Source organism: uncultured Chloroflexus sp. (assembly GCF_937129525.1).
In the GTDB taxonomy this organism is placed as follows: Bacteria; Chloroflexota; Chloroflexia; order Chloroflexales; family Chloroflexaceae; genus Chloroflexus.
The window spans coordinates 84,532-109,253 of sequence record NZ_CAKZNK010000143.1; the positions used below are offsets into that span (position 1 = coordinate 84,532).

A 24,722-nucleotide genomic window follows, 5' to 3' on the forward strand; every position below is an offset into this window, starting at 1 on the left:
GCCCCCGCTACACTTATAGACAACAGGAAACAGAGAGGCTTAATTGCCTCCCTGCTATCCGTAGGGTGTACGATATAGCTTACCGTATTGTAGCATTACCTGGCGCTACACGCAACTCAGAAAGACGGAAGCGTATGGTGTTGTTTCTTCTCGCCATTACGCTCATGCGACCATCCAGCGATGAATTCGGATGCTGAACGCGCGTTGTGTGAACTGTAACCATCGAATTGTCCGAATGTTCACTACCTGACTCACCTATCATCACCCGCTAACCGCGCAGGCAGAGTGGTCAATCCGACAGGCTATCGAGCGCCATTGCTACCGCGCCGATCGCAACACTATCAGGGCCGAGCACAGAAGCAACCACCGGCACAGGACGGGCAAATTGCGGCGCAATGAAATCGTTAACTCTGGCAGCAATTGCCTCTACGAATCGATCGCCGCCAATCCGCACCACAATCCCGCCTAATACCACCATTTCCGGATCGAGTAACGCGATTACTTGCGCAATCCGGGTAGCCATTAGATCAACCGTATGCTGCACTACCCGCTGCGCAACCGGATGATCGCTAAAGATATCTTCAAGGCGTTCGGCAACCATCCCCCCTGCAACAGCCCGCCTGATCAGGCCACCGATCGAGACCAGCTCCTCAAGCGTTTCTGGCCGACCATCGCCATCCCAGCCGTGCCCAACGACGGCATGACCGATTTCGCCGGCCATCGAGTGAGCGCCGTGATACAGACGACCATTTAACACAGCGCCGCCACCTACGCCAGTGCTCAGATGAAAGTAGAAAAGGTGTTGACAGCCCTTGCCCACCCCAAACGTGGCCTCGCCAAGCGCAATCAGATTGGCATCATTGTCGATCAACGTGACGGCATCAAACGCCTGTTCAAATCGCTCCTGCAAGGGATAGTTCTCCCAACCCGGTCGTCGTGGCGCCAGACGCACTGTGCCGTGACGCAGATCAACCGGCCCGCTGAAACCCACTCCAACCCGCACCAACCGATCAACCGTTACCCCCTCGCGCGCCATCAAACCGCGCGCCAGTTCGATAACGCGCATAACCGTCGTTTCCGGATCTTCGTGATGATCGAAAGACTCAATGGCTGCGTTCTGATAAGTATGGTGTTGGAGATCGATCAGCGCCGCGCGCAGGCCATAACTCCCCAGATCGATACCAAGAATGTAGCCTTGATTGCCGAGAACTCCCCACAGGTTCTGCGTCAACCGTTCACTGATCAGGGTGGGCAGATCTTTCATAGGGGGTTCCTCTCTACATACTTGCTTCAGCGGATTAGCCACGCCAGTGTTGTGAGATTATAGCACATCATGATCGCGTTGCGCTGCTCGCGCCGGTGTTGGTTCAGCAACAAAGAGCAGCAAGGCAATAACGCCGAATATTGCCGCTGCTATTCGCGACCACGACCAGCTCGCCTTAACACAATCGGCGCAATTGCCCTCAGCGATTGATGATGGGGTTGGCGTCAATGTTGACGCTGGCGACGTACCGCGAAGATACCCCGGAGCAGGTGAGCGAGGCGACAGAGAAGTAGGCCAGGGTTCAGTCGGGCGAGGCGCCATGATCACAGCAGATGTCATAGAGTTTGAAACGGCTAACGCAGTTAAATTTGGCTCAACACTTGACAATGTATCAGTTGCCGATTCATCTGATTGGCTCAGCATCTCTTCTTTTGATATCGATAATGTAGCTGAAGGATCCGGTTGTCGCCAAATCACCTGATCTTTAGTCACTGATGTATAGGTAAATGTATCAATGATTGCGCCGGTGGGATCATGCAATACTACCGTGTCATGACTGTTATTGAGTAAGGGGCGCGATAATGGGATACGCACTGACATTCCCGGTGCCAGTTCCTGAGCTGGCAGGAAGCGACGCTGTCCGCTGGCATCAGACACAAACCACTCCTCAAGCGCGATTGCCGTTGGATAGTGGTTGGTCACCTCAATCCATTCACTCTGGCCAGTTGCCGGCGCCGGTAAGAGTGCACTGATTATGACACTGCCCGGCGGCCATGATACCGGCAGGGTTTCTTCAACAGCAGCACTCTTTGGCGTCTTCGTCGCGGTTGGCGTTTTCGTCACGGTTGGCGTCTTCGTCGCGGTTGGCGTCTTCGTCACGGTTGGCGTCTTCGTCGCGGTTGGCGTCTTCGTCACGGTTGGCGTCTTCGTCGCGGTTGGCGTCTTCGTCACGGTTGGCGTCTTCGTCACGGCTGGCGTCTTCGTCGCGGTTGGGGTGCGTGTCTCAGTGGGTGTTCTCGTGGCCGTCGTCGTGGGCGAGCTGGTGGGCGCGCCGGTGGCCGTCGCCGCGCTCTCCGCCAGCGTGGTCGCGGTCGCCGTCGCCGGGAGCGCATTCGGCTCATTGGGGGTTGGATTGGCGCTGATTGCCCACGCCGTTGCCCCATCCCCCACCCGCGCATACACCGTCGTCGCGCTCAACGCCGGGTAGGCGACCGGCGCGCTCATCGGCGTTTCCCCCCACCACAGCGTCACCTGCCCGCCGCTGTCGGGCAGGCTACCCTTCGCCAGCGTTATGACCAGCCGTTCTCCCGGCCCGATCACCGCTGGCGACACCTCGCGGCGCGCCACAGCGCCGCTGTCGCTCACCCGTTCCAGCCGCCACCCGCTCAGATCGACGGCGCTCGCGCCGCGATTGTACAGCTCGACCCATTCCGCTTCCCCCGCCGCCGCGATTTCGTTGATGACGACCTGCTCAAATCCCGCAGGCGGAGTAGGCGTGCCGGTGGCAGTGGCTGATGCCGTCGCCGTCCGGCTCGCCGTCGCCGTGGGCGAGCTGGTGGGCGTGCCGGTGGCCGTCGCCGCGCTCTCCGCCGTTGCCGTGGGCGAGCTGGTAGGCGCGCCGGTGGCCGTCGCCGCGCTCTCCGCCGTCGCCGTGGGGACAACCGGGTCACCTGTAATGGCTGTCTCTGACAGAACGGTTTCGGTCAACTCTGTCGAAGTCGCTACCGGCGACAATGATGGTATCGCAGGCGGCATGCCACTGTTCCACCATGCCGGCGATGGCGCGCCCACCTGCCAGACGGCGCTGCCATCAGGCTGGCGTGCCAGCGTTTGCCCACGCGGCACGATAGCTAACGGAGTTTGATCGATCAATTCCCCGGTCGTGTTACTTAACTGTGCCTGATCGGGATCACCGTTATTGAGAATGGCGCTGGCGAGCGGTACGACCAGCAAATTGCCGGGCAACAGCAATGTGCCCGCAGGAATGATGGTATGCGCGCCACCGATTACCGAGTCATCAATCCGCCAGCCACTCAGATCAACCGGCAAAGAGCCGGGATTGTAGAGTTCGACCCACTCGGTGCCAGTCTCTGGATAAGACATCACTTCATTGATCAGCACCACCAGCGTTTGAGCCTGGGATGGTTGCCAACCGGCACCGATGATCGCCACGATTACGATTGCTGCCACTAACCAGCGCATGGTCGGTTCTCCAGCAGATCGGCCATCTACTAGAGAAACCGCGCAAGCAGGTCAAACGATGCGCTGAAATTGATAACAATCAACGTCTGATCTCGTTGTAACCTCTGAATCTACAACAATGGCAACTGACCGTGTGAGGCTAAGCGGTGGGCAAAACGGGTTGTTTCGGGCAAACGGAAGCGAGTTGTGCAGGCCATGACCAGCTCAGGAGCGCGTTCGAGACTGACCCGATGACCAGGGGAGACAAAGACCGGTTGAGCGTCAGCCCGGGTACGCAGCGCCCAACCAATCTGTTCCTGACCATCATAAAGCGCGCTCCGCGCTCCACGCTCAGGTGGCGGCGGTGTAAAGTGCCCCCAGAGGCGTTGCTTTGCGCAGCCGATGGCGGGAAGATCGAGCAAAACACCGATATGGCATGCAATTCCGCATCGACGGGGGTGGGCAATACCCTGTCCATCACAGATCACGAGGTCTGGCATCACCTGCAACTGATGGAGCGCCGCGACGATCGCTGGCGCTTCCCGAAAAGCGAGCAACCCCGGAATGTATGGAAACGTCACCGGTCGGCGAACAAGCGCGTAATCGATCGGGATTAGCTCAGGAAAGCGCAAGACGACAACTGCGGCGCGGATTACGGTACCATCACACTCAAAACCAGCATCAACTCCGGCCACTGATTGCAAATCGCCAAATTCATCGCGCAACGATACTCGCTCGCGCAACGATTGCTGTTCGGCAATAGCTGCGGCAATCCGTTCATCACGAGCATCAATCATCGGCATAACGCTCTTCGCGCCACGGATCGGCGTTATTATTGTAGCCGTAACGCTCCCAGAAACCCAGGCGATCATGGTCGAGGAATTCGAGACCACGCAGCCACTTCGCGCTCTTCCAGAAATATTTCTTCGGCACCAGCAGCCGCAGAGGATAGCCGTGTTCTGGCGTCAACTCCTGGCCGTCATATTTGTAAGCCAGCATCACATCATCATCAAGCAGCGCTTCAAACGGCAAATTCGCCGTGTATCCCTGCTCGCTGTGGGCAACTACAAACCGCACCGACGGCTTCAGCGCCGGGATGTGACGCAAAAACTCGCGAAAACTGACCCCTTCCCACACGGTATCGAGCTTACTCCAGCGCGTCACACAATGAATATCGGTCTTGATGGTGACGGTCGGCAAAGCGCGAAACTCACTGAAGCTAAAGCGCACCGGTTCGGCAATCTCGCCCCAACAGCGCAGATCCCATTGCTCTTCAACATTGGTATACTGAGGGACGGTTCCATAGTGCAGTACTGGAAACTTGTCGGTAACATACTGTCCCGGTGGGACGCGATGTCCCTGTTCGGATTGAGCCTGTTCTTTCCGTCTAAACGGGTTAAACATTCGTCCCTCCTTCGACTAATTCATTAGGAGTTTCTTTTCAAACGGTATTATATCGCATTTACAAGGAGTTGGCGATGACAACATTTAAGCGCGCTTCGATCGATCGACCAGCATACACGCTACCGGGTCAGTATTTCACTTCAGCAGAGATCTTTGCCCGCGAACAGGAACAGATCTTTGCCCGTCAGTGGATCTGTGTTGGACGAAGCGCTGACGTGCCTTCGGCTGGCGATTATCGCTTGGTCGAGATTGCCGGCGAGAGTCTTATCCTGCTCCGCGATCACAACCAACGCCTCTGCGCTTATTATAACGTCTGCCGTCACCGTGGCGCGCGGCTCTGCACTGAAATGCAAGGCAGGCTTGGTGAAACAATTGTCTGTCCCTACCACGCCTGGACATACCGGCTCGACGGCACACTGGCGACGGCGCGATATATGCAAGACGCTCCTGGGTTCCGACGCGAAGATTGGCCTTTAATCGGCGCGACGGTGGCAGAATGGGATGGATTTGTATTTATATCATTGGCCTCGCAACCTGTGCCTTTCAACCAGGCTTTTGCGCCACTGATCGGAAAGTTTCAGGCATGGGATGTTGGGCGATTGCAACGCGGCGCTCAGATTGTGTATGAAGTGGCGGCGAATTGGAAATTGATTGTCGCCAACTATTCGGAATGCTACCATTGCCCGCTCATCCATCCCGAACTGGTAGCCGTGTCGCCATGGCAGAGTGGTCGCAACGATCTGACCAGTGGCCCTTTTCTGGGCGGCTATATGGATTTAACCCACGAGAGCATGACGCTCGATGGTCATACGCGCCGGCCACCGTTACCCGGTCTTGATCCAGTCGATCGTCGTCGGGTCTATTACTATTCCATCTTCCCCAACCTTTTGCTCAGCCTGCATCCTGATTACGTCATGGCGCACCGTCTGCTGCCACGGCGTCCTGACGCGACCACCGTTATTTGCGAATGGTACTTCGCTCCTGAAATTGCAACCGCCGCCGATTTTGATCCGTCCGACGCGGTAGAATTTTGGGATCGCACCAACCGACAAGACTGGCACGTCTGCGAATTGTCGCAACAAGGGGTCAGCTCGCGCGCTTACCGACCCGGTCCTTACGCCCAATCGGAAGGACTGTTGTGGCAATTCGATCAAGAGTACCTGCGAGTCATGGCCCAAGAGTGAGATCATCATCATATATGCGCGTTCTGATGCTTACCTACGGCAGTCGAGGCGATGTGCAGCCCTTTATCGCCCTCGGCGCAGCGCTACGCGACGCTGGCCACCAGCCCAAGCTGGCAGCGCCAATGCGCTTTGCTCCACTGGCTGCGACCTATCAGATCGACTTCGTGCCCCTGCCAGGAGACGTAGTGACCCTGGCTCGCCAGATTGCTGATGAGGCGCGTGGTCGACCACTGCGCCTCATCAGCATCATCTACCGATTCGCCTTACCCATCGGCATTGAGGTAGCTCGTCGCATCAAACAGGCTGCCCAATCAACCGATTTCATCGCGCATACGTTTCTGACCATGACGCTCGGACATCTCTACGCAAAGCAGTACGGCGTCGCCGAGTGTGCCGTTGATCTGTTCCCTTTTTTCGATCCGCCAGTCGAACTGGCTAACCTGATATGGACGCACAACCGCATGGCATTGCACTGGCGACGAATCAGTCATCTCTTTGCTCAAACAGTGTTTCGCGTCAGCCAAAGCGTGACTTACCGCTTCTTGCGTTGCCGAAACCCTGAGATCGGTCCGCCACAACTGCTATGGGCAGCGCCAGGCCGCGAGATACCACTGTTGCTCGCCTACAGTGCCTTGCTCGCGCCACCTGGATCAGGGCCGTTATCAATCCAAACCGGTTCCTGGCATTTGAACCATGCCGGCTGGCAACCTCCACCTGAGCTTGCCGCCTTTCTTGCCGAGGGTCCGCCGCCGGTAGTGGTCAGCTTTGGTAGCATGGTTTCGCGTGAAGCCGCTCGAATTGCCAGAATAGTGTTCGATGCTCTGCAACAAACCGGACAGCGGGGGATCGTACAACGCGGTTGGGCCGATCTGATAGCGGAACGCCTACCCTCCCACATCTATTTAGCCGATGACATTCCTCATGATTGGTTGCTCCCTCAAGCCGCAGCAATGATTCATCACGGTGGCGCCGGGACAACAGCCGCTGCCCTGCGCGCCGGTCTCCCGGCGGTCATTGTGCCATTTGCTGCCGATCAACCTTTTTGGGCCTGGCGTGCCCATCTGACCGGAGCCAATCCAGCTCCCATTCCGATAGCAGAGCTATCAATTACCCGGCTAAGCGCAGCTCTGGCAGAGGCAATCAGTCCACTGCGGCGCGCTCGCGCCGCCGACATTAGCAAACGAATGCAAGCTGAAGGTGGAGTGAAAGCCGCAGTAAAACAGATCATACAATGGGCTGCTATGCGCTGAAGCATTTTCCAACAGGAGTAGCGCTCCGGCGATCTGCTCACATAACCAATCACTTCCGGGAACACAAACGGCACAGGCATTTAGCCTGCGCTGACTATATTTAATACACGAAGGCAGGTGACCGGGGAAAGGGGGGAGTTCTTCCGCAGCCGGTCACTGCGAGGAAATTATTTCAGTGGCGCCAGATCGAAGAGCAAAATCCCCTCATCGCGAGTGCTCACGGCCAGTTGCGATTCGTCAGGTGTGACAGCAACAGCCAACACCGCACCGGCTGCCAGATCGATTTCGCGCAGGAGTTCACCATTACTCAACCGGTAAAAGACCAGATGACCGCTAATCGTACCGGCAATCAGCAGATTGCCATCGGATGTTACCACCATACAGCTCAACCAACCGCGATCATTGGGGATGCGCATCTGCAAGACTTCGGCGTTATTATTGGCCACATCGCGCGCGCGTACCGAGCCATCACTGCTGGCACTGATCAGCACATTGTTATCGAAAACTAGACCGGTAATTGGACCATTGTGACCACGTAATATGACCGGACTCCCACCGCGCGCCATCTCCCAAACCGCGATCTGTGGCGAGTCTGGTGGTTGATTGGTCACTGCAGCGAGATAAGCGCCATTCGCGCTGAAAGCCAGTGTGTAGACCGGCCCGTTCAAGCCGGTCAGGCGACGCAGGTATTGCCGGCTGACAGTTTCCCAGATGTATACTTCACCCTGCTCGTTCCCGACCGCGATGAGATTTCGATCCGGGCTGACCGCAAGGTTGAGCGGAAACCCTCTCATACCACTCAGTTGCTCGTTAGGACGGCGATTAGTCAGATCGATGGTTACAATCTCACCAGCTTCACTGATTGCCACCACTTCAGTATCGCTAATAAAATCGATGTACTGCGTTGTCGCTGCGCCGCCATCGAGTTTCAATACGCGATCGCTACCCAGCGTATGCACGCGCACGGCGCCATTGGCGCCACTGGCAGCCAGCAATGTGCCGTCGGCACTGTAACGCACGCCGGTAACAATCCCCTGAGTTACTTGAAAACTCTGCACTACTTCAGTTGAATCAACGTCCCATACAATCAGATTACCGCCCATATCACTCGACGCCAGAATACGCTCACCATCTGGACTCCAACTCAACCCCAACAGACGCAAACCACGCTGGCGCAACACACCCCGGTTGGAGCCGTTGGCCGGGTTCCACAACCGCACACTGCCATCGAGGCTGGCGCTGGCAAGGAGCCGACCATCGGGACTATACGCAACACCCCGAATCACTACCCAGCCATCGTGACCACGCAACTCGTGCTGGACATTGCCGGAGGTAGCGTCAAGAAGATAGATATTACCGTCAATCGAACCAACGGCAATTTGACGACCATCAGGTGAGAAGGCGATACCGGTCAGCCAGAAAGGGGTATTACTCGTCGGATCAACCGGAGCGCTAAAACGAAAGGTATCAATCTGACGACCACTCACCACGTCCCACAGTCGCGCTGTCCCATCGCGTGAAGCTGAAGCCAGGCGCTGTCCGTCAGGACTAAACGCGATATTCCCCAGGAAATCGGTATGACCTCGCAAGATCACTAATGTCTCGCGTCGGTCTACATCCCAAATGCGCACTGTGCGATCGGCGCTCCCAGAGGCCAGCAAGCGGCCATCAGGACTGAACGCCAGCGAACGGATCCAGTCGTCGTGACCGCGCAACTGGGCCAGTTCGCGACCATTACGCACATCCCACAACCGCACGATTGGATCATCTTGCGCGCCGGAAGCAAGGATTGCCCCATCAGGACTGAATGCCAGTGAACTCACATCACCCGTATGACCGGTAAGTGTCATTTGCAGCACAAACGTTTCGGCATTGCGTAGTTGCACTGCCGAACCGACTGCGACGGCTGCCAGTTGACCATTCGGACTATAAGCGGATGCGCCCAGACTATCTTCGCGCAACTGTGCGGTCTGCGTGATAGCCTCAACCTGCTGAAGCAATTCCGCCGTTGCTGCCGGCTGCGTGGTCGGTAAAGCCGCAACTGTCGGCTCCATCGCGACTGCGCCACCCATCATGCCAAACAGCGATCCACCGGTGAGGTACAGGGCCAGCAGGACCGCTACAAGCAAACACATCCCTAGCGCTGCCACCGCCAACCCGCCCACGATCGCCAGCAAGCACGACGTACTGATGAACGGACGAGCCGGGGTTGCAACCGTTGCAGTCGCCCCGGTTTGCGCAGCGGCAACCGGCGTTGGCGGTGGAGCAGGCGGTAACGGCGTTGGCGAGACAGGTGGAGCAAGCGATGAGGGAGATGGGGTTGATGTTACCGGAGCATTCGCCAACGGTACCGAAGCCGTTCCCTGACCAATCGGCGCGGCAGCCCCCATTGGTCGTCCGGCCATCAGGCGCACCGTCTCAAGCGCGCTACGCATCTCACTTACCCGCTGATAGCGATTCGCCGGTTTTAATTCGAGCGCGCGCAATGTCAGTTGCTCAGCCAAAACCGATACTTGCGGATTCAGCGCGCGTGGCGCGTTAAGCGGCACACCGGCCTGGCGTTGATTGGCCGGTGGCGGCGGCCATCCGGTCAACAGATGATACAGTACAGCCCCGATTGCATAAATATCGCTGACCTGTGCCGGTTCAACCGCGTGGTCATACAGCTCCGGCGCGCGGTATGGCGTGGCTTCCAACCCGATATGGCGCGCGCAGGCAAACGGAGCCAGGCTCAGCCCCCCCTCCGGCGATGACCAGAGATCACACGTGCGCAAATCGCCGAGCAAGAGCGGAGGCTGATGGTGATGCAACCTATCCAGCACTACAAGCAACCGGTCAACAATCGCTAATGTCTCACTCTCAGGCAGGGGAGCGCTGCGTTCACGAGCAAACCTTTCCAGATCAGAACCGCCAGGGTCATCAGCCACCAGATAACAGACCAGATCGATGGCAAAATAGTCGCGCAATGCCAGCAATCCCGGCATCTGTACCTGCGCCAGCTCACGCGCCAGCCGCAATACATCGTCAACCGCCGTCTGATTTGGCTGAGGCAAAGCTGTGATGAGCACTCGCAGGGAAGAACGTTGATCGATTGCCCGATACAGCTCGGCGTCGGGATATGCATCGAGCGCAACCGTGATCCGGTAATGCCCATTCAGTAAAGTGTCGATGGCGAGCATGGCAGCCCTTCAAGAAACAGACAAAAATTGCTCCGAATCGACAACCCGCCCGCAACAGGGCGGGTTGCCACTTACGCTACCATCAGTATACGGGATGTCTTAATCTGCTGCGGCGAGAATCTGTGGTTGGATCACCAGATCACCGCGGGCCTGAGCTTCGGTAATGCGCTCAACACACCGATTCGCGCTGATCACTGCGCCTTCGATTGAAGCCAGGAAGTGTTGACGAGTATAATCACCGGCCAGGAAAAAGTTTCGTACCGGCGTTGCCTGATCAGGTCGATACTTATCCACACCTGGCAAGGCTTGATACACCGAGTTGGGAATTCGCACAATCGTATACTTGAGCAACCTGGCTTCACGCGCAATTGGATGCAGTCGCACAAACTCACTCATTACGAACTGCACCAGCTCATCATCAGGTAGCTTGATCAACTCAGCCGCCGGCGCCACTACAAACTGCATGATACTCCGTTCGCCCTTATGATATTCCGGCGCTACCATCGCCATATCAGCGTAGACACTCAAATGAGTGCCTGCGCTGAAGAGTAGATTATCGACGCCGGCAATGCGCCGGTCGAAGAAGAGCTGCATCGTAATCACTGGCGAACCCTTCAGATGGTTCAAATTGGCAAAGTAGGGTTGCTCACGCAACGCCGGCGGGATCACCTTGCGCAGATTGTGTACCGGCATCGCTGAGACATAGACATCACCGGTGACAAGGCGACCATCATCGAGCCGAAATCCGGTCACCTGATTGGTTTCGGCATCGTACTCAATTGCTGCAACCCTGGCGTTCAGCTCAACCCGACCGCCCAGCTTCTCAATCTGCGCAATCAATGGTCGCCAGATATTGGTGTCAGGCGATCCTTTGACCAGCGCCATCCGTGGCGCTTCTTTCTCATGCGCAAAGTGCAGCATCGCCGTCAACGGCAATTTCGCCGAGACACGGTCGGCGCGCTGAAAATTAAGCGCCAGCGCCATCGTGTGCATTACCTCATCGAGCGCGCGCTGACCCATTCCGTGGCGTAAATGCCAGGAGGCGTAGGTTTCGTTATCCTGTTCATCCACATATTTCTGATCGCCGAAGATTACTCTCATCAGCCCCAGGCCCATCCGCAGCTTATCGCCCAGCGACAGTGGCTTAAATGCCAGCACACCTGCCAGACCGTTAAACGGCGTAGGAAGCCAGGGCACAAACCGGATTGGCGCCAGGCCGTGGCGTTCAGAAGCGAAGATCATCTCTGCCGGCTTCCAGTTGAACGTATCACTTAGACCGTACCGCTCAAGGAAAGCCAGGAGATTGTGATACGCGCCAAAAAAGACGTGTAGTCCGCTCTCAATCCAGTCACCGTCGGCATCCTGCCAGGCTGACACCTTACCGCCGGGCACATTCCGCTTCTCAAGCACGATTACATCGTGGCCGCGCTCGACCATCGCGCGAGCGACTACCATGCCTGCCGGGCCAGCTCCTGCAATGACAATACGCATAGTGGTTTGATTCCTGTGACTATTCAATTCAATGTGCAAAAATGAACAACCTACATCTTTATAGCATGGTTAGGATGGTCACGCAAGGCATATGAACAGCTCTTGCACAACCTTGAGAGTCCGCAGTCGTTGCGAGGATGGCAAGGAATACCGGTGGGTAACGTAGCATACTCGCTCCTCCACCATTGGGATAGAGCATTGACCTGGACGACGCAGGCGTGGCCTGTCTTTCACATCACAGTGTAGCTATAGATTGCGAAAAAAGCGAGAAAATCCGGCAACAGGGCAAGCAAAGCTTTGGATAGAGTGCTACAATGCCTTTGAATTGTTGTGAGAACCTATCGTACCGGCACACCGTCTTATGCCCGCAAAGACAAGTATCGTACCGCGCGTGCTCCTGAGTCTCGGTCTGGCCTTTCTGATCGGCCTCCAATTCATTACGCCACGGCTACCTCGCCCCTTTGACCTTCCTTCACCTCGCACTGTTACTACCACTAATCCGCTCATCGGCGTGCATACTCGCCTGACCGGGATCGGCGATGAAGCCTATGTTCGCCGCGCGCTGGCTCAGGTCAACGAGATGGGCGCGAGCTGGATTGTCGAACTCTTCCCATGGGCCTATATCCAACCCCGTTCACGCTATGGCTTTGACTGGGCCGGGGCCGACCTGATCATCGCTCATGCCCGCGCGCAAGGTCTCAATGTGGTGGCCCGCCTTGATATTGTGCCGGCCTGGGCCCGACCACCGGGCACAACCGATCGCTATCTCGACCGCGACCATTTTGCCGACTTCGCCCACTTTGCCGCCGCCTTCGCTGCCCGCTACGCCAGCCAGGGTGTGCGTCACATTATCATTTGGAATGAACCCAATCTGCGCTTTGAATGGGGTGAGCGACCACCCGACCCGGGAGCGTATACTGATCTGCTCAAACAGACCTACCCTGCAATCAAAGCCGTTGCCCCAGATGCAATTGTGATTGCCGGTGCTCTCTCACCTGGCCCCAGCCTCGAAGGCGGCACGCTCCGTATGGACGACATGCAGTTTCTCGCTTCCCTGGCCGATGCCGGCGCCTTCCCCTTTTTTGATATGTGGGCCGTTCACGCCTACGGCGGCCTTGAACCACCCGATACCGAACCAGCGTTTGACCGGGTCAATTTTCGCCGGATTGAACTGGTGCGCAACCTGCTCGATCAGCTCGGCGGAACTGATAAACGGATCATCATTACCGAAGGTGGCTACAACGATCATCCCCGCTGGAGCGGCGCTGTGCGACCTGCCGATCGACTCCGCTGGACGATTGCCACCTACGAGCAATCACGTCGTTATCCCTGGCTTGAAGCCACCATTCTCTGGCAATTCAGCACACCCTTCCTCACCCGATCCTACCCCGATGCCTGGAATTTTGTCCATCCTGATGGCACACCACGCGCGATCTATCTGGCCGTGCAAGCCTACGCTCGCAACGGCATCCTGCCGCCATAAATCACATTGCCGACCCAGGGTATGCGTCATCGTGATACCGAAACGTCACCACGCCTTCCATGCCTCTGGTATAATCCCTTCAAGTCTGTGCGCGACCCAACAGGAGAGTTCTATGTCGGCCAAAATGGAATACCGCCTCGCCCGTCGCCTCGCTGCGCTTGAGGCTTCGGCGACAGCCGCAATGACAGCCCGCGTCGCTCAGATGCGCGCTGCCGGAATCAAGGTAATTTCGTTTAGCGTCGGTGAACCTGATTTCGACACCCCTGAACCAATTAAACAGGCCGCAATTGCCGGAATTCATGCCAATCATACCCACTACACGCCCACCGGTGGTACCCTCGAGCTGCGGAAAGCCGTTGCCGCCCGCGTTACAGCCGATCAGGGCATCAACTATGGTATCGGTCAGGTCACTGTAACGACCGGCGCTAAAGAGGCCTTGTATCTCGCCTTCCAGGCTCTTTGCGAGGAGGGTGATGAAGTGGTGGTTCCAGCTCCGTACTGGGTAAGTTACGTAGAGCAGGTCAAACTTGCTGGCGCTACACCGGTTACTCCGCAAACTACTGAGCAGACCGGTTTCAAGCTGACGCCTGAGCAACTACGCGCTAGCTTAAACGAGCGCACCCGCGTGGTGGTACTGAACTCACCCTCGAACCCGACCGGTGCCGTTTACAGTGCTGATGAGCTTTCAGCGCTGGCCGCTGTGCTGCGTGATCATTCGGCGATGATTATCACCGATGAGATCTATGATGCCATCTCTTACGTGCCTTATGCCCGTCTGCTGCGAATCGCCCCCGACCTTGCCGATCGCGCGCTGGTTGTGAACGGGGCGGCTAAAGCATATGCTATGACCGGCTGGCGCGTTGGGTATGTGGCCGGCCCACAACCGGTGATCGAGGCCATTAAGGCGATTCAAAGCCATACCAGTACCCATACCTCCAGCATCTCGCAAGATGCTGCTCTTGCCGCCTACACACCCAATCCGGAGATCGAGGCTACCGTTGCGGCAATGACTGCCGAATTTCTCCGCCGGCGTGATCTGATACTCAGCCTGCTGGCAACTATCCCCGGCGTAACGTGTACAGTACCTGATGGCGCATTCTACGTCTTTCCCAACGTCAACGCCTTGCTTAACCGACCGCTACGCAACGGCAAGGTGTGCGCCACCAGCGATGAACTCAATCTCTACCTGCTGGAAGAAGCGCATATTGCCTGCGTTGCCGGCGAAGCCTTCGGCGCTCCCGGATACCTCCGCCTGTCATATGCAACCGGGAGCGAAGAGATTCGGATCGGGATGGAGCGGTTCCGCGCTGCCGTGCAGAGTGAGTAATCAGGCGTGAGCGCAGCGCAGTTGCGCTTACGTCTGTTGCAGGCAGATGCTGGCGCAACGATGCTTCATTTCTGCTCTACCGAATAGAAATACGCCGCGCATTCGCAGCCGTGAGTGGTTAAGTCTGACGCGCAGCGATCCCGGCCTGCTCTCGTTGAGCAGGCCGGGTGAGGAATGGTGATGGCGTTCGGAGAGTAGCAACTTTAAACGAATATACCAATATCCCGCGCTTTAGAGGCAAAGATTGAGTCGTAGGAGCAGTGGAAAAGAGGCCTTGCTCCGCCTGCGCTTGACGCCGTAGACGCGCAAGAGGGCAGATATGGCGACTTCAGCCGCTACTCTCCTTCATACTTCCCGGCTCTGCGATGCCCGGCGCGGCATAGCAGACATTGGGCGAAACTGGCCATGACCGGCACACCGATCGACTACACCAGCCTGCCCGATCCATCCATTCTCGCCGGGAAAAGGATTGTGGTGGTAGGTGACATCACGCTCGACGAATACCTGTACGGTCGCGCTACCCGTCTCTCACGCGAAGCGCCGATACCGGTACTCGAATTTCTGCGTCGCGAAACCATTCTGGGCGGGGCGGCCAACCCGGCCCGCAATGTAGTCGCGCTCGGCTCGCAAGCCAGCTTGATTGCCATCGTAGGCGACGATGCCGCCGGCGCCCACCTGCGCGATCTCCTGCGCGCGGCAGCCATCGACGACAGCGGACTGATCACCGTTGGCGATCGCCTCACCACCTGCAAAACGCGCATCCTGGCCGACGCTGCCCCGCGTCTCCCACAACAGGTCGCCCGACTCGACCGGCTCGACCGCCGACCCATCACTGCTACCGAAGAGGAACTGGTAATCGATGCGTTATCAAATCACATACCGACCGCCGATGCCGTCATCTGTTCCGACTATCAGCTTGGCCTGCTTACACCACAGGTTGTTGACACAGTGCGTCAGCTTTGTCGGCAACACGGCGTCATCTTCGCGGTAGATGCTCAGGGCAACTCACGATACTACCACCATGCCGATCTCTTCCGCTGTAACGATGCCGAGGCTGCGGCAGCGTTAGGGATGGCGTTAAACGACGAAACCGCGCTGGCTACCGGCCTGACCCATCTTTACCGCCAGCTTGCTGCCCGGCTTGTGATCGTCACCCGCGGCCCAGCCGGGCTAGCACTCATTGGCGATGATGAGCCATATCTCCAGCTTCCCGCTCACCGGGTCAGCGAAGTCTTCGATACGACCGGCGCCGGCGATACGTTTATCGCGGTGGCGACACTCGCTCTTGCCGCCGGTTGCCGGGGGCGTATTGCCGCTGCCCTGGCCAACATTGCCGCAGCGTTGGTCGTGCAACGGTTAGGAAATGCAGTGGTGACGCCGGCTGAATTATCTGCCGCAATTGCCGCAGCATAGCAAAGCAGCAAAAAAGGGCGACGGCACCGTCACCCCCGGAGTAACTGCCAACACCTTGCCCTAACCCTGCTACTCGACACCGCTCAACCGGCGGAACGCACTCAACGCCTCTTCCTCGGTCTGGTAAATCTCAGCGTACTGCGCTAACCCAACCATGCGAAAGATCTTCTGGAAATGAGGAGACAATCCGCTTACTGCCAGCTTCTGCCCGTTCTGATTGACTTCAGTAACGATCCCAATCAGGATGGCGATACCGGCGCTATTGATATAATCATTTTGGCGAAAGTTGAGCAAAATATACCGATGACCCTGCGCCGTCACTTGACGATAGGCCCCATTGATCTTCTCTTCGGCGAAGGTGGTAACATCGCCGATCAGATCGATGACTGCGACTCCATCGCGATGACGGATATTGACGTTTAACTCGTCTTCTAACATCGATCGCTCCTCATTACTCCGATACCTGTAAGCTCAGGCAATACTCTACATACTGGGTTATGATAACGAGCGAGACGCATTTAAAGATTTTATGCCACAGCGCCAGATACGTTGAATGGTAGAGAACGAATGGTGTTGTTCTGGCGCATATGGAAAGTGCCATTATGCCCGCCTGGACGATACTCTGCCTTTTCCAAATCCAGACAGGTCAGGCAACGACACTACGTTACTCTACAGCCCAAACCAGATATACCCGATTTACTGATCACTGATCGGCATGCGCTCAAGATGGACAACCATCCGCACCAGATTACCACCACCCGGCGCCAGCGTAAATTCCACTTCGTCCATCAACTCGCGCATTAACCAGATCCCCCAACCACCCTTATCGGCGCGTTGAAACACATCGGCGATATGAGGGCGTAGTTTTGTTTGCTCCACTTCCAACGCCTTCCGGCCCTGATCAGACACACTGATCACGAGTTCGTTAGGGCGTACCGTTAGCAAAACCACCACCTTCATCGCCTCATCAGCCTGATTCCCATGTTCAATCGCATTGGTTACTGCTTCGCCAATCGCGGTGCGCAAAGCATCAATTCGCTCATCAGCAAATCCCATCCGTCGCGCCAGGGACGCCGCAGTATCCATCGCGATCCGTTCATACCCTAACCGACTCGGCAGGCGCAATTCAATCACCTGTTCTGTCACACCCTCTGCACCGCTCATGCCTGTCATCCCACCCAGACGGATCGTTGGAGTCGAGTCTAACAGTCTTATCATAGCACAGGCATCGATAAAATTGTGGCGAGATCTGTATCAGAATATTCCCGCTTCTGATTCATAACGGGATATTTCCATGTTTTCGCGCTGGCAGGCTCTGGCGTTTGGTGCGTGCCAGACGAAGCGCGCGAATCAGCGCCGGGCGGGTCTCTCGCGGTTCAATGACAGCATCAATATAGCCGCGCTCAGCCGCAACGTAGGGGTTGGCAAACCGATTCTGATAGTCTTCCACCAGCTCGGCCAACCTTGCTGCCGGGTCGTCAGCTTCGGCCAGTTCCTTGCGGAAGATAATCCGCACAGCAGCATCGACTCCCATCACAGCAATTTCGGCGGTTGGCCAGGCAAAGTTGAAATCGGCGCGAATGTGTTTGCTCGCCATCACGTCATATGCCCCACCGTAGGCTTTGCGTGTAATGACCGTCAGCTTCGGCACGGTTGCCTCGCAGTAGGCGTAGAGCAGCTTGGCGCCATGGCGGATAATCCCCCCATATTCCTGCTGCGTTCCGGGCAAGAAACCCGGCACATCGACAAATGTGACCAGCGGAATGTTGAACGCATCGCAGAATCGCACAAAGCGCGCCGCTTTCACCGAACTGTCAATATCGAGCGTGCCGGCCATTTGCAGTGGTTGGTTGCCGACCACACCCACGACATGCCCGTCGAGACGGGCAAATCCGATCACAATGTTTTTGGCCCAGGCCGGCTGCACCTCGAAAAAGAAGCCATCATCAACGACCGACTCGATAACCTGAATCATGTCGTAGGCTTTGCGTGGATTATCGGGAATGATGCTCTGCAACTGCTCGTCCATCCGTTCAGGATCGTCGGCAGGCGGTTGATATGGCGGGTCTTCCATATTGTTCGCCGGCAAGAACGAGAGCAGCGTGCGCAACTGATCAAAGCATTCATCTTCGGTATCGGCGGCAAAATGAGCGACACCGCTGCGAGTGTTATGGGTCATCGCCCCGCCCAACTCTTCAAAGCCAACCTCTTCACCGGTCACCGTTTTGATCACGTCTGGCCCGGTAATAAACATCTGACTGATATTTTTGACCATAAAGATGAAGTCGGTCATTGCCGGGGAATAGACTGCGCCACCGGCGCACGGGCCAGCAATGATTGAGAGCTGCGGGATCACGCCGCTGCTCAGCACATTGCGGTAAAAGATCTCAGCATAACCACCCAGACTGACCACACCTTCTTGTATCCGGGCGCCGCCACTGTCATTGATCCCGATACAAGGCACACCCATGCGTAACGCCAGATCCATCACTTTGCAAATTTTTTCGGCAAAGACCTCGCCAAGCGAACCGCCAAAGACGGTGAAGTCCTGGGCAAAGACACATACCGGACGGCCATCAATCGTGCCATGACCGGTAATGACACCATCACCCAACGGCTTCCGCCGCTCCATGCCAAACGCCGAGGTGCGGTGAACGGCAAAGGCATCAAGCTCGACAAATGAGCCAGGATCAAGCAGGCGTTCAATCCGTTCGCGCGCCGTGAGTTTCCCGCGCTCGTGCTGGCGAGCAATCGCCGCCGGGTCTTGATTGCGCGCCCGTTCGCGTCGCTCACGCAATGCTGCAATCTTTTCCGCTGTTGTTTGAGCCATAGCACTCCTCACTTCCACAACCGGCTTGCGCTGCCGGCAATTCAGGCAACGTTTCCTAAAGACTGCGCCGTCCCTGCCAGAACACTGTCAGTAAAAATGCTGGCACAGCATCAATGATCCGCCGCCAACGCGCCGGCTGCGCCACCAGTCGAAAAGCCCACTCCAATCCCAACCGTCGCAACCATCGCGGCGCGCGCGGCACTCGTCCTGCCAGATAATCAAACGTCCCGCCCACGCCCATTGCCAGCGGTACCCGTAAGAATGGCTGATTGCGGGCAATCCATAATTCCTGGCGTGGATGACCATACGCAACCAGTAAAATATCCGGACGAGCTGCGGCAATGATCCGACGCTGCTGCTCATCGGCCTCTGGCGCTGGCGAACCGGCGTAGCAACCGGCAACCTGGAGCGCCGGCCAGCGTTGTTGCAACCGCGCTGCCGCCGCTTCCGCCACCCCTGGCGCTGCGCCTAAAAAAAAGACACGGTATTGGCGCTCAGCCGCCAACCGGGTCAACCCTTGCGTTAGTTCAACACCGGTTACCCGACCGCGCAACGTCGTTCCCAACCAGCGCGCCGCCAGCAATACGCCAAAGCCATCGGGTGTATTCAGATCAGCCGCCCGCAATACTGCCCGAAACGTCGGATTGCGCCGCGCTTCCATAATGAATTCCGGATTGACCGTGCAAATTTGATGCGGGCCACCCGCCTCAATCATTGCAGCCGCCAGCGCCAGCGCTTCTGGCTCGGTCACGTTATCGATCGGTATTCCCAAAATCTCAATCCGGCCACTGCTCATTGCTTCGATCTGGTTCATCCCAGGATGTTATCTCTCATCATACCGCATTCGGTGACAAACGTTCACAACCGATGGAACAGCGATAGTGACCAGGTATTCGTTCGATGTGTGGCAAACCCAATCTCCGGTCAGGCATTGTTGGCCTTGAGAGAGGAGACCGACAAACACAACACTTTTTACGCAACGCTTAGTTCCCGTTGACGCGATCACATCACACGCAGTATCATGCCGGTAGCACAATACTGGCGGCGCCAGCGCCAATCTCATAACAGCGCAATCGCAGTGCCTGACATTCCCGTCCTTGCGTCGTGGAAACAGCGCCACTACGCCAGCCGGTCGTTGACACGAAACAACCATCCACGCCTCGGCTATCGATGAGCAGTATTTCATCGATGATTCCTCAGGCGAGCGACACATAGCCGAGATGCGCGCCCGTCACGGCGCACAGGCAGAAATCAATGCGGCTACTCCCCTATACGGTGCGCTGACAGGTCACCGCGGTGCCGCATTGCGCTCTGCATCCTGCCATCGCCAGTTACTATGGCAAGTTTGACAAAGGCCGGTGACAGTGCTATACTCCAATACTGCTGCGAAGAAATTGCGCAGCAAAGTATCTGTGCGCCATGCGGCCCACTTCTAAGGCGCAGTCCGTTACTGCGACCAGATCTTTGGGCCAGTTATTATTTTGTCTGCAAAAGAGATAGTCTATCGCAGGCCGGTTTAAAGGAGAGCAGTAAATGCCGACCATTAACCAACTTGTTCGGAAGCCGCGCAAGCCGGTGGTAAAGAAGACCAAAGCCCCGGCCCTGCGCTTCACCTACAACTCGCTGAAGGGGAAGCTGACTCGCGGCCGCGGATCGCCACAAAAGCGCGGCGTCTGCACGAAGGTGACCACAATGACGCCGAAGAAGCCTAATTCGGCGCTGCGCAAGATCGCCCGCGTGCGGCTCTCCAACGGCCTTGAGGTGACGGCATATATCCCTGGTGAAGGGCACAATTTGCAAGAGCACTCAGTTGTTCTGATCCGCGGTGGCCGTGTGAAGGACTTGCCCGGCGTGCGCTACCACATCGTGCGCGGCACGCTCGATACCCAGGGTGTCAGTGGTCGCAAGCAGGGTCGCAGCAAGTACGGCACGAAGAAGAATCAGCCTGTCGGCAAGGGCACAGCCGCCGGCAAGGGTGGCAAGAAGTAGGAGAGGTGCGGTATGCCCCGTCGTGGAACTGTTGAGCGTCGGCCCACGCCGCCAGATGCGCGCTATAACAGCGTTCTTGTGCAGAAGTTTATCAATAAAGTGATGGAACGCGGCAAGAAGAGCCTCGCCGAACGCATCGTTTACCAGGCGCTTGACCTTGCCGCCGAACGGCTCAAGAAGCCACAGTTAGAGATTTTCGAGCAGGCGATCCGCAATGCTAGCCCTTCTATCGAAGTGAAGCCCAAGCGGGTCGGGGGCGCAACCTATCAAGTGCCGGTGGAAGTAAAGAGCGACCGCCGCTATTCGCTGGCAATGCGCTGGCTGCTGATGTCGGCCCGCGCTCGTTCTGGCAAGCCAATGGTTGAACGCCTCGCTGCCGAATTGATCGATGCATATAATAATACAGGCAATACGATCAAGCGAAAAGAAGATACTCACCGTATGGCGGAAGCAAACCGCGCTTTCGCTCACTATGGCCGGCTTTAAAGCTGGCGTCGGTTTATGAGAATACGGCGATTTATGTCGCCTTACGCAGGAGTATGTGACGGTTATGCCACGTCAGATCGAACTCGACAAAGTGCGCAATATCGGCATTATTGCCCATATCGATGCGGGCAAGACCACCACGACCGAGCGGATCCTGTTCTATACCGGCCGCACCTACAAGATCGGCGAGGTTCACGAAGGTACCGCAACGATGGACTGGATGCCGCAGGAGCAGGAGCGCGGGATCACCATCACCGCCGCAGCGACGACTGCGTCCTGGCGCCTGGATGGCGTTGAGTATCGAATCAATATTATCGATACTCCCGGCCACGTCGACTTTACGGTAGAGGTAGAACGATCACTGCGCGTGCTCGACGGCGGCGTCGTCGTGTTCGACGGCGTGGCTGGCGTCGAACCTCAGTCTGAGACGGTCTGGCGCCAGGCCGATAAGTACAATGTGCCACGCATCTGCTTCGTCAACAAGATGGATCGCGTTGGCGCAAGCTTTGAGCGCTGCGTGCAGATGATCAAGGATCGCCTCGGCGCCAAGCCCGCGATTGTCCAGTTGCCGATTGGGGTCGAAGATACGTTCCGCGGCACGATTGATCTCTTCAAGATGAAGGCCACGGTGTATTACGACGATCTCGGCAAGGATATTCGCGAAGAGGAGATTCCAGCCGAGCTGCGCCCTGCCGCCGAAAAGGCCCGCAACGAACTGGTTGAGATGATCGCCGAGACCGACGATGAGCTGACCTTGCTTTACCTCGAAGGCCAGGAACTGTCTATTGAGGAACTGAAGCGTGGTCTGCGCAAGGCAACTCTCGAACGCAAGCTGGTTCCGGTGCTCTGCGGCGCTGCCCTCCGCAACAAGGGTGTGCAGAAACTGCTCGATGCCGTGGTCGAGTATCTTCCCTCGCCGCTCGACCGGCCTGCAATTACCGGCACATTGCCCGGTCAGGTGATGGGCGATGAGGGTGTCGAGGTCATTACGCGCCGGGTTAGCGATGATGAGCCGTTTACAGCCCTGGTCTTCAAGATCGTTGCCGATCCTTACGTCGGCAAGCTGGCCTACTTCCGCGTCTACGCTGGCAAGATCGAGAAGGGTTCGTATGTGCTCAACTCGACCCGCGGTCAGCGCGAACGCCTCGGTCGCTTGCTCCGTATGCACGCGAACCATCGCGAAGATATTGACGAGGTATATGCCGGCGAGATTGCGGCCATGGTCGGCCCCAAGAATTCGTATACCGGTGACACTATCTGCGATCCCGATCACCCGATTGTGCTCGAGAGCATCCGCTTCCCTGAGCCGGTGATCGAGATGGCGATTGAACCGAAAACCAAGGCCGATCAGGATAAGATGTCGATCGCGTTGAGCCGCCTGGCGGAAGAAGACCCGACCTTCCGTGTCTATACCGACTCTGAAACCGGTCAGACGATCATCAAGGGTATGGGTGAGCTGCACCTCGAGGTGATTGTTGACCGCATGCGCCGCGAGTATAAAGTCGAAGCCAACCAGGGCAAGCCGCAGGTTTCGTACCGCGAGACGATTACCATTCCGGTTGATCACGAGACTCGCTTCGTGCGCCAGACCGGTGGTAAGGGTCAGTATGGTCACGTGAAGATTAAGTTTGAACCATTGCCCCCTGGAGGTGGCTTTGAGTTCGTCAATGCAATTGTCGGTGGCGTGATTCCGAAAGAGTATATTCCCGCCGTTGAGCAGGGGCTGCGTGAGGCGATGCAAACCGGTGTGATCGCCGGTTATCCGGTGGTTGACATCAAAGCAACTCTGTACGACGGTTCGTATCACGAGGTTGACTCGTCGGAAATGGCCTTTAAAATCGCCGCTTCGATGTGTCTCAAAGAGGCGGTGCGCCGCGGTAAGCCGCAGTTGCTTGAACCGATTATGAAGGTCGAGACGGTTACTCCCGAAGATTTTCTCGGCACCGTAATCGGCGATTTCAACTCACGCCGCGGTCGGATTGAGGGTATGGAGCCGCGTGGCAATGCGCAAGTCGTGCGCGCCTATGTGCCGCTGGCCAATATGTTTGGTTATATGACCGATCTCCGCTCGGCGACTCAGGGCCGCGCAACCTCGTCAATGGAATTTGATCATTACGAGCCGCTGCCCGATGCGCTGGCCAGGGAGATTATTGAGAAGCGTGGCGCGAATTAGCGAGGAACGACGGGGACGACCGCCCCGCGCGGTCGTCCCTTTTCTGCGACGATGGAGCTACGCCTGCTGACACCGCCGCCCTGGCTCGATTATGAATTGATCGATTCGGGCCACGGCGCAAAATTGGAACGGTTTGGCCCGTATGTGCTGGCTCGACCGGAAACGCAGGCGATCTGGTCGCCCTACCTGCCGGCGACCGAGTGGCAGCGGGCCGATGCAACGTTTCACCGCGCGCGCGGTGAAGACGGACCAGGTGAGTGGCATTACCATCGTCCCTTGCCTGAACGCTGGCCACTCAATGCCAATGGGTTGCGCTGTTGGGTGCGTTTGACACCGTTTCGTCATACCGGTGTCTTCCCCGAACATAGCGCCCATTGGGAATGGTTGGCCCGACAGGCGCAACGTCGCGATCAGCCGCGCGCGTTAGTCTTGTTTGGGTATACCGGATTGAGCAGTCTGCATCTCGCGCGTTCCGGCGCCCACGTAACGCACGTCGATGCTTCCAAACCTGCCGTGCGTTGGGCGCAAGAGAATCAGGCGTTGGCAGAGTTGACCGACCGCCCAATCCGATGGCTGATCGATGATGTCGGTAAGTTTGTGGCCCGTGAATTGCGGCGCGGCAATCGGTACGATCTGATTTTGCTCGATCCGCCCGTCTTCGGTCGCGGGCCTAACGGTGAAATCTGGCGCTTGCACGAGCAATTACCACAATTGTTGGCCCAATGCGCTCGTTTGCTTAGCCAGCAACCACTTGGGGTGTTGGTGTGCGCCTACGCGACAACTATCTCGGCGCTCACAATCGGTAACTTGCTTGCCGAAGTGATGGCGCCGTTCCAGGGATATGTTACTGCCGGCGAGCTGGCTATCCCAGAACAACATTCTCGCCGTTTGCTACCGACGGCAATTTATGCTGTCTGGTCTGATCGGGAAATAGCCGAATCTGGCTGATTGAGGATAAGCAGATCGCGGAAAAACGCGGAGGAAGAACACAATGGCAAAGCAGAAATTCGAGCGGACCAAACCGCACATTAACGTCGGCACCATCGGCCACGTTGACCACGGCAAGAC

At 57.1% G+C, this 24,722-nt stretch carries 20 protein-coding genes; 9 read left to right on the plus strand and 11 right to left on the minus strand.

Annotated elements, in window-relative coordinates:
- Window positions 1–289: 289 nt before the first annotated feature.
- The 4 genes from Q0650_RS17450 to Q0650_RS17465 form a co-directional block, all read right to left on the minus strand.
- Window positions 290–1,264: an ROK family protein gene (locus tag Q0650_RS17450; protein ID WP_298821312.1), complete on the minus strand. Its 975-nt coding sequence runs from the start codon at window positions 1,262–1,264 to the stop codon at window positions 290–292.
- Between the two features lie 57 nt (window positions 1,265–1,321).
- A complete protein-coding gene (locus tag Q0650_RS17455) occupies window positions 1,322–3,466 on the minus strand; it encodes a lamin tail domain-containing protein (RefSeq protein ID WP_298821314.1) in 2,145 nt (714 codons plus the stop codon).
- Between the two features lie 110 nt (window positions 3,467–3,576).
- A complete protein-coding gene (gene nfi / locus Q0650_RS17460) occupies window positions 3,577–4,248 on the minus strand; it encodes a deoxyribonuclease V (protein WP_298821316.1) in 672 nt (223 codons plus the stop codon).
- Window positions 4,235–4,849 carry a sulfite oxidase-like oxidoreductase gene (locus tag Q0650_RS17465; protein WP_298821318.1) on the minus strand — a complete coding sequence of 205 codons (615 nt, stop codon included), beginning with the start codon at window positions 4,847–4,849 and terminating at the stop codon, window positions 4,235–4,237. The genes nfi and Q0650_RS17465 overlap by 14 nt, the downstream gene beginning before the upstream one ends.
- 74 nt (window positions 4,850–4,923) lie before the next feature.
- Here Q0650_RS17465 and Q0650_RS17470 point away from each other — a divergent pair, with 74 nt between their 5' ends.
- Both Q0650_RS17470 and Q0650_RS17475 read left to right on the plus strand, forming a co-directional pair.
- A complete protein-coding gene (locus Q0650_RS17470; RefSeq protein ID WP_298821320.1) occupies window positions 4,924–6,033 on the plus strand; it encodes an aromatic ring-hydroxylating dioxygenase subunit alpha in 1,110 nt (369 codons plus the stop codon).
- A gap of 14 nt (window positions 6,034–6,047) precedes the next feature.
- On the plus strand, window positions 6,048–7,283 hold the full coding sequence (locus tag Q0650_RS17475; protein ID WP_298821322.1) for a glycosyltransferase: 1,236 nt from the start codon (window positions 6,048–6,050) through the stop codon (window positions 7,281–7,283).
- A 167-nt stretch (window positions 7,284–7,450) separates the two neighbouring features.
- Here the strand turns inward: Q0650_RS17475 and Q0650_RS17480 are convergent, their stop codons facing one another.
- Complete coding sequence (locus Q0650_RS17480; RefSeq protein WP_298821324.1) at window positions 7,451–10,462, minus strand: serine/threonine protein kinase; 3,012 nt, start codon at window positions 10,460–10,462, stop codon at window positions 7,451–7,453.
- 99 nt (window positions 10,463–10,561) lie between these two features.
- Window positions 10,562–11,953 carry an FAD-dependent oxidoreductase gene (locus Q0650_RS17485; RefSeq protein WP_298821326.1) on the minus strand — a complete coding sequence of 464 codons (1,392 nt, stop codon included), beginning with the start codon at window positions 11,951–11,953 and terminating at the stop codon, window positions 10,562–10,564.
- Window positions 11,954–12,314: 361 nt separating this feature from the next.
- On the opposite strand from Q0650_RS17485, the gene Q0650_RS17490 reads away from it, so the two are divergent.
- The 3 genes from Q0650_RS17490 to Q0650_RS17500 all read left to right on the plus strand — a co-directional run bounded on the left by Q0650_RS17490 (window position 12,315) and on the right by Q0650_RS17500 (window position 16,176).
- Window positions 12,315–13,436 (plus strand): hypothetical protein, encoded by a 1,122-nt coding sequence (locus tag Q0650_RS17490; protein ID WP_298821328.1) that lies wholly within the window; start codon window positions 12,315–12,317, stop codon window positions 13,434–13,436.
- 112 nt (window positions 13,437–13,548) lie between these two features.
- Window positions 13,549–14,763, plus strand: a complete 1,215-nt coding sequence (locus Q0650_RS17495) for a pyridoxal phosphate-dependent aminotransferase (RefSeq protein WP_298821330.1) — start codon at window positions 13,549–13,551, stop codon at window positions 14,761–14,763.
- Window positions 14,764–15,168: 405 nt separating this feature from the next.
- Window positions 15,169–16,176 carry a bifunctional heptose 7-phosphate kinase/heptose 1-phosphate adenyltransferase gene (locus Q0650_RS17500; RefSeq protein WP_298821332.1) on the plus strand — a complete coding sequence of 336 codons (1,008 nt, stop codon included), beginning with the start codon at window positions 15,169–15,171 and terminating at the stop codon, window positions 16,174–16,176.
- A gap of 69 nt (window positions 16,177–16,245) precedes the next feature.
- Here the strand turns inward: Q0650_RS17500 and Q0650_RS17505 are convergent, their stop codons facing one another.
- The 5 genes from Q0650_RS17505 to Q0650_RS17525 form a co-directional block, all read right to left on the minus strand.
- Window positions 16,246–16,614, minus strand: a complete 369-nt coding sequence (locus Q0650_RS17505) for an STAS domain-containing protein (RefSeq protein ID WP_298821333.1) — start codon at window positions 16,612–16,614, stop codon at window positions 16,246–16,248.
- Window positions 16,615–16,872: 258 nt separating this feature from the next.
- The gene (locus tag Q0650_RS17510; RefSeq protein WP_298821334.1) at window positions 16,873–17,394 is read right to left on the minus strand and encodes an ATP-binding protein; all 522 of its coding nucleotides are present in this window, start codon (window positions 17,392–17,394) and stop codon (window positions 16,873–16,875) included.
- Window positions 17,395–17,452: 58 nt separating this feature from the next.
- Window positions 17,453–19,006: an acyl-CoA carboxylase subunit beta gene (locus tag Q0650_RS17515; protein ID WP_298821335.1), complete on the minus strand. Its 1,554-nt coding sequence runs from the start codon at window positions 19,004–19,006 to the stop codon at window positions 17,453–17,455.
- Between the two features lie 55 nt (window positions 19,007–19,061).
- On the minus strand, window positions 19,062–19,802 hold the full coding sequence (locus tag Q0650_RS17520) for a WecB/TagA/CpsF family glycosyltransferase (protein WP_367280834.1): 741 nt from the start codon (window positions 19,800–19,802) through the stop codon (window positions 19,062–19,064).
- A gap of 223 nt (window positions 19,803–20,025) precedes the next feature.
- Window positions 20,026–20,148, minus strand: a complete 123-nt coding sequence (locus Q0650_RS17525) for a hypothetical protein (protein ID WP_298821340.1) — start codon at window positions 20,146–20,148, stop codon at window positions 20,026–20,028.
- 391 nt (window positions 20,149–20,539) lie between these two features.
- Here Q0650_RS17525 and rpsL point away from each other — a divergent pair, with 391 nt between their 5' ends.
- The 4 genes from rpsL (at window position 20,540) to Q0650_RS17545 (ending at window position 24,602) form a co-directional block, all read left to right on the plus strand.
- Complete coding sequence (gene rpsL / locus Q0650_RS17530) at window positions 20,540–20,995, plus strand: 30S ribosomal protein S12 (protein WP_298821343.1); 456 nt, start codon at window positions 20,540–20,542, stop codon at window positions 20,993–20,995.
- Window positions 20,996–21,007: 12 nt separating this feature from the next.
- Window positions 21,008–21,481, plus strand: coding sequence for a 30S ribosomal protein S7 (gene rpsG, locus Q0650_RS17535; RefSeq protein ID WP_298821345.1), 474 nt, complete (start codon window positions 21,008–21,010; stop codon window positions 21,479–21,481).
- A 64-nt stretch (window positions 21,482–21,545) separates the two neighbouring features.
- Complete coding sequence (gene fusA / locus Q0650_RS17540; protein WP_298821347.1) at window positions 21,546–23,654, plus strand: elongation factor G; 2,109 nt, start codon at window positions 21,546–21,548, stop codon at window positions 23,652–23,654.
- A 51-nt stretch (window positions 23,655–23,705) separates the two neighbouring features.
- Entirely contained in the window at window positions 23,706–24,602 is an 897-nt protein-coding gene (locus tag Q0650_RS17545; RefSeq protein ID WP_298821349.1) for a class I SAM-dependent methyltransferase, read from the plus strand.
- The last annotated feature ends 120 nt before the right edge of the window (window positions 24,603–24,722 follow it).